8 protein-coding genes are annotated in these 13,634 nt (G+C 28.4%); 3 read left to right on the top strand and 5 right to left on the bottom strand.

The annotated features are described in order from the left end of the window. Positions 1–279: 279 nt before the first annotated feature. Positions 280–774 (top strand): hypothetical protein, encoded by a 495-nt coding sequence (locus NEF87_RS01155; RefSeq protein ID WP_457918274.1) that lies wholly within the window; start codon positions 280–282, stop codon positions 772–774. A 422-nt stretch (positions 775–1,196) separates the two neighbouring features. Here NEF87_RS01155 and NEF87_RS01150 read toward each other — a convergent pair whose 3' ends face one another. The 5 genes from NEF87_RS01150 to NEF87_RS01130 form a co-directional block, all read right to left on the bottom strand. After that, positions 1,197–1,559: a hypothetical protein gene (locus tag NEF87_RS01150; protein ID WP_457918273.1), complete on the bottom strand. Its 363-nt coding sequence runs from the start codon at positions 1,557–1,559 to the stop codon at positions 1,197–1,199. Between the two features lie 570 nt (positions 1,560–2,129). Continuing rightward, positions 2,130–2,945: a hypothetical protein gene (locus NEF87_RS01145; protein WP_457918272.1), complete on the bottom strand. Its 816-nt coding sequence runs from the start codon at positions 2,943–2,945 to the stop codon at positions 2,130–2,132. Beyond that, positions 2,942–3,520 (bottom strand): hypothetical protein, encoded by a 579-nt coding sequence (locus NEF87_RS01140; protein WP_457918271.1) that lies wholly within the window; start codon positions 3,518–3,520, stop codon positions 2,942–2,944. The genes NEF87_RS01145 and NEF87_RS01140 overlap by 4 nt, the downstream gene beginning before the upstream one ends. Before the next feature lie 14 nt (positions 3,521–3,534). Beyond that, positions 3,535–5,577, bottom strand: a complete 2,043-nt coding sequence (locus NEF87_RS01135; RefSeq protein ID WP_457918270.1) for a hypothetical protein — start codon at positions 5,575–5,577, stop codon at positions 3,535–3,537. 250 nt (positions 5,578–5,827) lie between these two features. Continuing rightward, positions 5,828–11,374, bottom strand: coding sequence for a tetratricopeptide repeat protein (locus NEF87_RS01130; RefSeq protein WP_457918269.1), 5,547 nt, complete (start codon positions 11,372–11,374; stop codon positions 5,828–5,830). A gap of 122 nt (positions 11,375–11,496) precedes the next feature. Here NEF87_RS01130 and NEF87_RS01125 point away from each other — a divergent pair, with 122 nt between their 5' ends. Both NEF87_RS01125 and NEF87_RS01120 read left to right on the top strand, forming a co-directional pair. Further along, the gene (locus NEF87_RS01125; protein ID WP_457918268.1) at positions 11,497–11,973 is read left to right on the top strand and encodes an NYN domain-containing protein; all 477 of its coding nucleotides are present in this window, start codon (positions 11,497–11,499) and stop codon (positions 11,971–11,973) included. Further along, entirely contained in the window at positions 11,974–12,864 is an 891-nt protein-coding gene (locus NEF87_RS01120; protein ID WP_457918267.1) for a viperin family antiviral radical SAM protein, read from the top strand. The last annotated feature ends 770 nt before the right edge of the window (positions 12,865–13,634 follow it).

Below are 13,634 nucleotides of genomic sequence, written 5' to 3'. Positions count from 1 at the left end.
ATCATACAAAGGTGAGCCCTCTATTACTATTAGAAAAGAAAAAGAAGAACTCCTTTCCATATTTTAGAATCGCACATCATAGGATACTAGTATTTAAAGCTTAGAGCCTTAATATTGGCTGTTCCAATGGGGATGCTACCTAATTGTAAGACTATTATCAAAAAAATTGAAACCTCAACTTGTGTAATTTTTACCGTTTCGAATCGAATCCAAATAACCAAAACTTTTTTTTTAATATACCCTTTCCAATTAGATATATTAAAGGATTAGATAAAAAAAATGACTTTTACAATTCAATCTACAGATATAGACTGGAAAAAAGCTTACGCCATCCATTACAAGTCTATTAGATATCTGAAAATATTACCTGTAATGGGTTTATTAGGGCTATTTATCGCATTAATTAATTTCATTTTCTTGAAAAAAAATTTAGAAGGGATATTTTGTAGTGTTATAGGATTATACCTACTATTTATCAAACAGATTTATATTGGTACTTGGGTGCGAGCTGCGAAAACAAATAAAAATTTTGGTGCTTCTGAAGAAATAGAGTTTTTAGCTGATGGTTGTATCATTGCACAGACAAATGATTTAAAAACGGAAATTTCTATCAAGAATATATTACATTATCTTATATACAAGGATTGGATTTTACTTTATATTCAAAAGAATGCTTTTATTTTTTTTAAAATCTCAGAATTAAATCAAGCAGGTGTATATAATGAACTCAAATCCTTTTTACTTGATTTTGATATTCAGCAAAAATTTATATAAATCACAATATCAAGTTAGAGTTTTTTTTTCTTCATTTTCTTCAAATTAATCGAATTAGCAGTTGCCATTGCCAAAAATATTTTTTAATCAAAACTACGTAAATCTTTTCTACACATTTTTCAGACCAACAATAAAGGAAAAGCAAAATTGATCATAATGATCAATTAGTTATTCACCAAGAGATTTCTCCCAATAATAAAATGGCGGCTCTGAGGGGGAGTGGGTCTTAAAATTTAACGATGGTTAAACCCTTATATACCCTCAAGAAATTATAAAAAATATATCAAGAATTGGTTTAACCATCGTTAAACCATGGTTTTATCTTTAACTAATGTTTTATAATTATCCTAAAGATTTGTAAAATATGTCACTTTCGATTTAAAGGATATGCATTAAGATTTTTGTGATCTCCGATTTAATCTTCACTCTCGCTTAATTGGGAGACCCATTGCTTTGTTCCAAAGAAACAATTCTTTTACATACTGTTCTTTAATAGATTTAAGTCTTTCTACACTTTCTTCGAAAGATAGGTTTGTATATGGATTTTCGGATAGTTTATCTAACTCATTTTTCAAATCTTCACCAATTTGTATTTCTAATTCTTTGATTAAAGAAATACCATATCTAATTTGCCAAATATCGTCAACTGCAAGAAGATTATATCCTTTTTTCTTAATAGCAATCAATATTTGCTCTATTGTTAATCCACTTTTATTTTTTTTTAAAAGATTTATTACTTCTTCCTGCATGAAATCAAAAAAATCGTTATCTGTTTTTATATTCATATTAGGAATATTTTAGTTACAATATTTTAAAAAGACCTAGAAAAGTATGCCAAGTTATATAATTCAACTCCCTATCTTAAGCCATCATCTTCTACATCCCTACATCCCTACATAATAATGTAGAAAATTTGGACTTTCTTGAGAAATTGACTGGTTTTATCTATTAGAATTGCTTTTTTGTTAATTTTTCTTTTACTTTCTATTCATAAATTTAATCGTTGTTAGTTTCTTTGAATTGAATTATCACTCAAAATTACTTCAATTGATACTTGAGCAAAGTCATATATTGTCTTTTTGGATGGCTGTATGTTTACCGTGCCTTCGCTTCTCTCTCTGAGAAGAAATGTCCTTCTTCAAAGGATTTACGAGCAAAAATTGATTCCATTTTTCAATGGAGATATACCCAAATGGATAAATATTCGAAATATTGGAAATTTTGAAAATTTTTAATAAATATTCGCAAAAAACTGAGTTATTTCCAAGAAAATCAAAAATCTCATTTTATTGACTCAGGTTCTGCTTTATTCAATTATGAATCGGACCTTTCTTTTAATATAATAATTATCCTCATTAGATCTTTGCATCTCTACCAAAATGATTTAGTATTTGTGTCTTTTTTTCCCATTCTTTAATTTCATCAGTTTTCCAATTTGAAAAACTTTTAAGAAGGTTTTCATAAAATGTCAAAATTTTAACATTTTGCTCAGCAATTCGACGTTTAAATGAATTCGCGAATATAAGAAGTCTATTGTATTCAAGGCTTGGATGTACAAGATTATCTTTTATTGAGAAGAAATCCCAATTCTCAGAATAAACCGAGAAAAATGTATTAAAATGCTCCGAATAGAGCGGATATGAGCCAATTTTAATAATTGGTTTTGGAATCAAATCTAAGTACCTAAAAGGAGTGTTTTGATATAAATAGAAATGAGATTTATTTAGGTTCTGGAGATTCGCTTTAAATTTATTTTCAACAAATTCATCAATGATATAAGCAAAAGTATTTCTTAATGAATCAGAAATTTGTTCTAAATCCTCGTCAATAGGATCCTTATCTTTAATTAAAAATTTAAAAAACAATTCTCTATTTTCTGATGAAAATTTTTCTTCAATTAGACCTCTTAAACAAATTTTTTCAATAAAATGATGTGAGTTTTGAAGTTTGTCTAAAAATATCAAGCCATTTTTTATATTGCTTATCGCTTTATTATAAAATCCACGTATTATCTCCATATCTGCAATTTCAAGTTCTAATCTAATTATTCTTCTATAATTATCATCTTTTTCTTCATCACTATTGTTCCTAAGATTGATGATGAGACTAGTTTTTTCTTTTTTAATAATATTGATATGTTTTTCAACATCTTCAGAATATAATCCAATCAATTTAATCTACCTTGCTTTATATTATCATGTACTTTTGAATCCCAATAAGTATATCTGTCGAAATGAAAATCAACGATAAAAATTTCTTCTTTTTCGAAGTTATCTTCCCAATATGTACCATCTTTAAATTTTTGTCTTTTTGCATAAATTCGATCAGTAAAATATTTAGAAATCTCTGTATCTGTCCCACTCATTTCAATTTTGTAAAAATGATCTCCGATTCGATACCTGTAATCATATCCTTCTCCTTCTGCCTGATAACATTCTATTTCAGTTATATCTGGACAAATTTTGAATAAAAAACAGAAAGCCAATCCAACAGCTGCATCTTCAGTAAGAATTTTTTTTGGAATTGTTTTTTTTGCAGTTTTAAATATGGATTCATTATATAATTTTTCTTCAAATTTTATTCCCAAAATAAATTTTTCTAAATTGAATATTGAAAATTCCTTTTCTAGTTTTTTACATACAACAAACAAACTTTTTAAATACTTTTCATCTATTTTTTGCTTATATTTATTCAAAATGAACTTATCTAACACTAAATTGATAATTGATCTGGTTTTTTTACTCAATTTCCATAGTACTCCTAATTTTTATTATTCTCCTCAGAATTAACATCATTTGATTCACCAGATCTCCAATTTTTAACTATTAATGAGCATGCATCATTTGACATAGGCATATTTCCATCATAGAAATCGAATTCCTCTTTTTTCCATGAAGTTTCGACCTCTTCCATATGTGTTAAAATTATTATTTGAAAATTTAGGTCATTAACAAATGTTGAGTTTAACAAATTTATAAGGGATCTGAGATATTTCTGATTTGGATCATCAAAAAATATTACTTTAAAGGGTGTTTTTTGAAATTTGGTAGATAAACAATAAATAAAAGCTAATTGAATAGAATATCTTAATATTTCTACCATGTTTGTAGAAAGTCTTTTTTGTTTTGGATCTAAACCTGTAATTTTAGTTGTAATGGGGAGAAGACTCCCTTTTGAGACTGTAACAACATAAAGTCTTCCATTTTTTTCTTGAATTTTTTTGTCAGAAATCTGGGATAACTGAGACCAAAATTGAGATATTTTATCACAAAATACTTCATATACATCTTTAATATCTAATTCTAACTTTTCTATAAAATTTTTATATATTACATTTATAATTTCAAATTTTTTTTTTAGAATATTTTGTATTTTTTTGAGTTTGATTATTTCTTTATTATAATCAAAAACATTTTCTTTATATCCTGTAATCATTTCTTCTTTAGAACTTTTAATATCTGCGAAATTATTAAGAAGATCTTCAAAATTTCGATGCGTCCTAGTGATTTCCATGTAAAATGGCGATATTATCTTTTTTAAACGTATTTCTTCATCGGAAAATGTAAGTTTTTCCTTTTCTTTGATTCTTTTAATTATTTCTTCCTTTTCTTTGAGTAAATTCGATTTATCAGTAATAAAATGCAGTAAACCTTTTTGGATTTTTTTTGTTTTGTTTTCTTCCTTAATAAACATGGTACCATTATATTTTTCATATCCATGATACTTTGAATTACATAAATAGCAACTTCCTGATTCAAAAGCTTTGTGATATTTATTGAAATTGATTTCCTCATAGCATATTAAGCACCTCTTGAAGGAAGAATTGTATTGCTCACGAATAAATCGGTGGTATTCATCTGAAAATTTTCTTGAAATCTTTTTATTTTGCTTGTCTTTTATAATCTGATTTTCAATCAATATTTTATCATCAATATTATCAATTTTCTTCCTATTTTCTTTTAACTCTTCCCGCAATGCATTAAATTTTGAATTGGCTCGCAATTTATCAATTAAAATTTTTATATCTGTGCTATTGTCTAATAACATCTGGTATTCTATAATTTCTTTCTGCAATTTGGTAATATAATCTTCAATTCTTCTTTTTCTAGTTTCAATATGATTTATTCGAGAATTATTATCTTGCAAAATCTCAGACATTTCATTTATCGTACTTTCATATAATTTAACAACTTCTAAATCAGTAGGGTGATAAAAAAATCTCTTATATTGAGCGATATTTCCTTGAAAATTTGAGAAAAGCTGTAAATGATCGTTTTGACCACTAACAAAAAAAAAAGCACTCAAATAATTGTCATACAAACCCAGAGATTTCAAGATTTTTTTATTTTCAATTGATTTTTTATTATTAACTATCAAAGAAACCTCGTTAGGTAGTGTTGTTGTGAATTGAAATGTTAAATCATCTCTAGTTTTGTCTTTCTGAGGTTTTTTATCGGATACTGAATACGTTATTTTTAAACCATTAACGTATTCTCTGATAGGTGATTTAATTGTATTTGAACTAATTATTGGGTGAATTACTTTATCAAAAAAGGTTGTCTTTCCAGCTCCACTTGGTCCCACAATAATTGTAGATTCACAATCAGGATTAATTATCCTAGGTGGATTACCTGCTGACAAATTTGGAGATGTAAAAATTTTTTTTATTTTATAATTATTAAACTTAATTTGAGTATTTACAATTTTCTCCATATCTTTTGTTAATTGATTAAAAATATCTAAATTACCTGACTTTATTTGCTGAATAACTTCATTATCAAAAAATCCTTTTGCAATTGACATTTTCTTTTGCCTTTCTCAATTTAATTACTATCAGATTGTATGTTTTTAAGAAAAAATATCTTATTAAATTTAGCTATCTTGTAATAATTTCAAATTTTAAAATGTTACTGTGATGTTACTGTGATGTCTACACCTTTTGTTGGTGACCATCTAATTCTTATATTTTCCTCTCCAAAGAAGTGAAATAATTGTTTAGAGTTCGCCAAATATCTCTTTAGAGTTCACCAAATATCTCTATTTTCTTATTTTTTTATTTTCCAATATTCCATTCCTTTTTATATATATTTGCTTCCATGAAGAGTTCATCTTTCTTCTCAGTATCACCTCTTATTTCATAATATCGTGATAAAATGAATAGATAGGATGCATGTAATTCATGTACATGTGGTTGAAGTATTTTTGGAAAGCGATTAAGGTTGTTACACATTTTCTGATCAACATCTTTTATTTTAGTCAACCAAGCTTCCATTATTTCAGGTTTCTTCTGAATAAGATAAATCGATATAATTTCTTCTAAGATTTCCATTTGAATCTCTAAATCCATCTCTGAAAATTGTGGGAGGGATTCCACCTTTAAGAAAGAAGTTAGGCTTTCTTCTATATTTTGAAAATAGAAATGGAATTTTCCTTGAAAGCCATATAGTTGTGTTTTAATTAAATTAGGAACAAGAATTTTCAAATCTGTTTCTGCATAACTAATTATGCTTTCAACAATTTTTAGCGGTTTAAATATAACTTCCTGTGGAATTTCTAAAGAAATTGGCATATAAGAATACAAAATAGTAGAAAGGATGATTTGAATAAATTCAATCATTTCTCCATTGTTGAAACTTTTGAACATCTCTTGATAATTCTTGCTTTCCCAAAATTCTGAAGGAAAATATTCATAAAACCCTCTATCGTAATAAAATCCAATTGTAAAACAGATAATATGAATCAATTCATGAAAATCGAAATCATTTGAATTCACAATTTCTTGAATAATATTCTTAAAGAGTTGAAAAATACTTTCTCCTTGTTCTTCTTGAATATTCTGAAAGATCTTTAGAATTTGAGCCCATCTTTCCAATTCAAAAAAAGAAGAATTCCCTTGTTTATTCCTCATAAATAAAATTAATCCACCGTTTTTGATATCTAAAATATATTGCTTCCAAGCAATATTTGGGGGAATTTTTATGGAATTCCCTCTCAAAATTGCGGGAAAAATACTCGATAAGTAAGAATCATCACTTTGCAAGTCTACGTGCAAATTATCTAAAAGACTTTTAAATAATATATCTGGTAAACCTCGATAATAATTTATTTTTGGTTCTATTTGTTCAATTGGAATTTTTCGATATGCCATAAGAATTATCCATATCAATTTTAATTCATTGGTAGCATTTTCGGAGATTATTTGACTATTTTCATCGAGGTAAAGTTCGGCTAATAATCGCAAAATTTTTGAACCCATTGCCTCAACAGGTTCAAAAAGATCGCTTCGTAACAGCACTTTTTTTCCTTTAAATCGGAGGTTTTTCAATATTCCGGTTGAAAATGTGCAATTTCCATTTGAAATCTCCAATATTTCTTCCCTATAATTTTCAATTCCCGATGCAATTCCCCAGTAATTTTTTTCATGTTCAATTAGTTCAATTAATTCTTTAATCGTCCAATTGGAGAATTTGACAGAATGCCATCTACTAAGTGAATTTGGTAATGGATTTAAGATATTAAATCGATTACGAAAGGCTTTCATCTTTTCTGATCTAATAGTCGCAATAACTTGTATCTCCTTGATATTATACCATAAATTAATTATCTGTAATTGATGATCTGATAAAGCGTCGATATTATCAATGATGATTAAAGAATTTGGTTTAATGTCGGGAACTCGGGACAATTCGACAAAGGGTTGCAATATGTAAATTGTTTTATTTTGCTCTAACTGGTTTATTGCGATTTGAGCGAGTAAAACACTTTTTCCACATCCAATCTCACCATCTATCAAAGTAAATGGATGTTGGAGAGGGTGATAGATCTCTTTAATAATTGTTTCAAATTTACATTTTGGTAAATTATCAGAGTAATCAATAATTCCGGGATTTGCATACTGCCAAATTTCAACTTTATCTGCAATTTCTGATAACCCCGAGTCCTCCACGATAACCATATTCCCTTCTTTCGTTTTTTTTGCAAATTTCCTTATTAGAAAAGCTAATTGTTTAGGACTCGTAAGAATTTTAGACAGCACCGGAATATTAGAATAATTTTTCTTGTGATGCTGAGATAAATAAATCATTTCCGATATTGAAAAACGGACTTCAAACTCAGAAATTAGGTCTGGATTGGATTTTCCTAGCTGGACAAAGAAAAATGAGCGTAAGGCATTGATAAGCACTTTGGTAATAAGCGTGATCTGACTATTCTCATCTAAAATATGCCATTCTTGTAATATCTTCCTTTTTACTCTTCCTCTTCTATCTGCTAAAATACTTCCTTGTTCCGGATTACAAAACTGAATTAATTGTGTTGGAATGAGATAATCTAAATACAACATTTCAGGTTTATTATGCGATTTCTTATTGTTATATACAAAAGGAATTTTAGTTAATGGTTCTTCCAGTTTTTTTCCAGCTAAGGTAAAAAAGGGTTCATAACTTCGAGATTCGGCGGTAAAGGTCCTTAATAGCCTTCCTTGGGCAGGAGAATCGACCATTTCAAATATTTCTGATTCAAGTAAATACAATCCGACTAATTCCAAATATGTTTCACTTATTCTTCCAATATTGCCCGATGTCCCTTTTATCCATAATAAGGAATGATTCCCCTTCTTATCCTCTTCAATATGCTGGAGAAAATACCCAATTATATCTCCATACTGAATTATCCCATATTGTTTTAGGTACTCCGGTGATTTTTTGATGATTTCATTATATTCTTTAATAGCTTGAATATCGTCTTTTGACAAGAAATAGTTCATCGTCCCAGAATTATTCATTCCGAATAATTCAGTGAGATTAGACTGAAAATTGGTTTCGGTTTTATCCGTTAAAAATACTTGAGTATGCAAATTCTCCATTAATTCTTGAAATTTCTGTTTTTCCTCTTCATTTATATTATCATTAGTATTAAGTCCCATTCTTTTAGAGGATAAACCTAAATCAACTTGATCCTTAATATAATAATTATTCGGACCTTCACGAAATTCACTTCCAGTTTCTCCTGTATCTAAAATAATGTAATAGTCCCCTTTGTGCCAAAAACCACGATCTCTAAATTTAAAAACATATCTTTCTTCTGTTAAATCAACTTGCTTTTGTTGTTTTATTTTTTCGCTTAATTTTAGCTTTAGAACTTCTTGTTTGCCAATTATTTCATTGTTCCATAATTTAGATCTGATTTTATAGTTCGGATTAAGTGCAAACATTTTTTTTAGGACTCTTTTGATTTTTTGTGTTTTTTTATACTTAATCCCTAGATGTAATAACATTTCCCAATAATCTAACCATTCGGAAAATTTGCTTTGAGATCGTTCATTTAATTCTTCCAATTTCTCAATCATAAACTCTTGAGTAGAATCAATACAGATGCTAAACATGATTATTTTATACCATAGTTGATATGGAATAATGTTAAATTGTTCTATAGAAGAAGTTTTTTGTGTGAGTTGAGCAAAGGATGGTTGAAATGCACTAATTTTTTTAAAAGAAGATGTGAAATGGAATTTTTCACAAAATTCAAATAAAATCTTCAAGTTTTCAAAATAAAGGAATAGATTTACTTGACTTTCATATAATATCTGAACAGAAACCTTAAAATTTTTCTGGGAATCTTGAGTTTTAAGTTTGAATTCAATGAAACCACAAATGAAGTAACTGAGTGAACTTTCCCGATTAGATAATGCATGCCAAATTGCATTTCTGGCATTAATATATTCTTTTTTATGCAAGTACATAATACTAGTCAATTGAAAACATCTTTCTTTGTGATTCTCATCAAATAAGAAGGAATTTGAAGGTCGATGATCGCTTAAGATTTCGATAGCTTCTTCATACTTTCCTATCCGTTCTAATAGAACAGCATAATTTCGCTTTATGATTAATAAAAAAGAAGTTGGATCCTGAACAGATTCAATATTTGAAACAAAAATTTCATTAGATTCAATATTTTTTTCGGTTTTTTTCATGAGTGTTTGACCAATAGTAAGAGCTTCTTCATTTTGTTGTAATTCAAAATGACAATGGTACAGCCCACATAAAATATCTAATTCAAACTTTTCAAAGCGTTCTTGCATTAATTTAGTTGGTTTCTCCAGTTTTAATGCAATTAAAAAACATTTGGAGGCTTTTTTATATTGAATATTTTTCAGATGAATAACTCCTTGATAAAAATAGACAAGAAATTGAGAAGGGCATGATTTTTCAGCCTTTTGAAGAAATTTTAAGGCAATACTTGGTTTTTTCTGAAAATAATGAACTAATCCCAAATTAAATAATGCAGAAAAATGGATTGGATCTAATTTTACACATTCTTGGAATGCTGTTGTTGCATCTTCTACTAAATTTTGATTCAAATAAACATTGCCGATTTGATTCCAATAATCAGGATGAGAGGGAAACAATTCAATTGCTTTTAACAAATCATGCTTGCTCTTATTGTATTTCATTGAGTGTAAATAAAATGTTCCTCTATGATAATAGAATTGATGATTGTTTGGATCTTTTTCAATAGCAATATTATGATTTATTTCTGCATTTTTGAAGTCTCCCTTACGAAAATATGCAAGAGCTAAATTTTTGAAAAAATATCCATTCTGCTCAACATAAGATTTATTGTCCATAAGTTTTCGGTACATTTTTATCGCATTATCGGGATTTCCATCTCGAGAAATCATATTTGCAAGAGTAGTAACCACTTTTGGATTTGAAGGATCGATTTGCAGGATTTCTGTATATATTTTTATTGCTCTTTGATAATCTCTTCTGCTTTCATAAGCATTTCCAAGTTGGAATTTAAGATTTAAAGAAGTGGGGTTGTATTCTATAGAAGTTTTAAAACTCTGAATTGCGTTTTCAAATTTTCTTGCATATAGATAGATTAAACCCAAAGTATTATATTCTGCTGAATAAACAAAAGAATGGGTATCTTCATGCGCTTTTAGTTCATTAATTACCTCTTGTTGTAATGAAATTGCTTTCTCGAATTCTCCTTCCAATTTATATATCTGTATTGAAGTCATTCTTGCAAGAGAAACATCATCTGGGATATATTCTTTTATTTGTTTCTCAAAATTTTTCCATTCTTCAATGTTAGATTTCTGAACCAAGATATTAAATTTTGTTGAGAAAAACAAGTATTTTTCAGTTTTTTTATTTGGGATTTGAATTTGATTTAATTTCACCCTAGCGTCTTTAAACTTATTTTGATTACAGAGCAAGCGTGTTTGATATATTATAGCGAATTTATTTTCTGATTTAATGTTCCCTAATAGTTGAAGACCTTTGTCTGCTGCGTTAAAATTATTTATGTTTAAAAATTTATTAATTCCTAATTTCAGTATTTGAATTTTTTCTTCATCCAATAAATCTTGAGGAATCTCTTCAATTTTATTTTGCAATAAATAATCTAAAATACTCTTGATTTTTCCTTCAATACTTTTTCCCAAAGATGATTGATTCTTCAATGAAACAGATATTTCATGAATAAAGAGAATTTGAGCATAATAATTTGTTTCATATGTAAAATTTTCGGATGTTATTAACTGTACTAACTCCTTAAGCATAGCTTCCAGTTTTGTGTAAGTTTTATGAGACATGATTTTCAATAAATTGTATCTTCTTGGGATAGCTTATAGTTGTCCCCCCAGAAAATCTTTTTGTTATTTTTGTAAATCTTGGGGGGAGAATTGATCCTTCCCCAAGAAGATATATTTTCTTGATGACTACTAATAACCAAAATTTTGTATGTGATATATCAAATATAGCATCATTTGATCAAAGATTGGGAAAACCCAAACTCCATTATGTTGATGCTTTATTCGATGCAATGTCTAATGAATACAAGATCATTGCTATAGCAGACAATTCTCTTTATCGAAAAATAGATGAGAAGAAAAGGTACAAATCGGATTATCTAAGTACCCATAAAATAATTGAAGCACCTGCAAAATGTGCTGCTGATACCTACATCCTTCAATACGCTTGGAGCAATGATTCTTTCATAATTTCAAATGATTTATTTCGTGAATATAAACAATATCCAAGAGAATGGGTTGAAAATCATCGAATTTCTTTCATGATCATAAATAATCAAATTTTTTTTAGTGATGAATCTCTTGCTCAAATCAAATCAGATAAAATAGAATTTATTCGACCATCTGCGAAAAATGTAGAATCATTGGTAAAGGTGAATTAAATGGATGATTTTCCAATATCGATCAATTTGCATCTTACAAATAGATGTAATTATCATTGTAAGTTTTGTTTTGCTCAAAATCGATGTTTGAGTAGAGAATTAACTTTTGATGAATGGAAAAAGATAATATTCTTATTATCTCAAAAAGATTGCCGAAAAATTAATTTTGCAGGAGGAGAACCAACATTATTACCATTTTTACCAGAATTGATAATATATGCAAAAAATCTAGGTTTCTATACTTCAATCATTTCAAATGGAAGCCTAATTTCAAAGAAGTTTGTAACGAAAATTAAATCCCATATAAATCTCATTGGATTAAGTCTTGATTCTCCGTATGAATTAAAAGAACAAAAATTAGGAAGAGGATTAGCTGATAATCGCAAAGCATCTTATTCCCACGTTGAACAGATCAACCAGATTTCAAATTGGATAAAAACGATGAATATTCCTTTAAAAATCAATACAACATTAACTTCGTTGACATGGATGGATAATTTTGCACCATTAATAGAATCAATTCAGCCTATTCGCTGGAAGGTTTTAGAGGTTCATAAAATAGATGGAATTAATAACCATTACTTTGATATAAATCCACAATTGAAGAAAGATCAAATCGATTATTTTATGGAAAGACATGAAAAATATAATCCTATTTATGAAAGTTCTGAAATTTTATCCAACTCGTATTGCATTATTACTCCGGATGGAAGATTTTATTTTGATCAATCAAATACATACAGTCCAGAAATATTGGTTCATGGCATTGATGAATGCTTTGATAAATTATACTATTCATCTACCAATTTTTCACAACGAGATGGATTGCATTTTTTATCTGATACTATGTCTAAAGCACAAATGGGAATGGAGGTGAAAAAAACTGGCTAAAAAACAACCAATGTCAAAAAACGCAGCGAAAAGAATTCAATCGGCTCAAGATCGAAAAGGAACAAAAGGTGATCAAAAATTCAAAGCTCGAGCTCAAAGAGCTGTGTCAAAAAATTCCAAATAAATTCTTTTTGTGTCATTTTTTTTTCTTTCTCGCTTATTTCTTATTTTTGCTCGTTTTAACGACTTATTAAATTCAAGTTTAAATAACTTACTTTAATATAGAGTGCTCTAGAAGGTTATCAAGGACTTATCTCAATAATCTCACCCTCCCGAAAGATTTATATCTAAATAAACCTAAATTTCCTTTGAGTACAGTATTTCCACGGCGGTTCCTTCCCAAAGAACTAGAGAGCAATACCTATTTTATGTGAGTTCGCCAATAATGCTAACAAACATCAACGAAAAAATTTGCCTCCTCGTGAGTACACCCAGTTGCATTCATTTTATGGAGAACACTGGGTTAGAAGACCTCCCTCATCTTTAAGAGATATTGGTTATCACTCCATTATAACTGGGGTAATGCCATGACACAAAATATTAGCACGGGATGAAATACGTGAATTTCCTTGACTAAGGTCGTTATCCGGGCGGTTCTTTGAGTATGGATATATGATAGCGGAGCAAAGGTTTCTGGGAAAAGTAAAAAAAATGAAAAATATCTCTAAAAGGGGCCTTGCCCCTTAGCTAAATTTTTTCTTTTTTTTTTGTATCACACCTGTATCACTCTTGTGATACATCAAATTGTATTACACTTGTAATACAAGAAT

This window comes from Candidatus Lokiarchaeum ossiferum, assembly GCA_025839675.1.
Classification (GTDB): Archaea; Asgardarchaeota; Lokiarchaeia; order Sigyniarchaeales; family Promethearchaeaceae; genus Lokiarchaeum; species Lokiarchaeum ossiferum.
The sequence above is the reverse complement of the archived record's forward strand: the minus strand, read 5'-3'. Positions and strand labels throughout refer to the sequence as shown.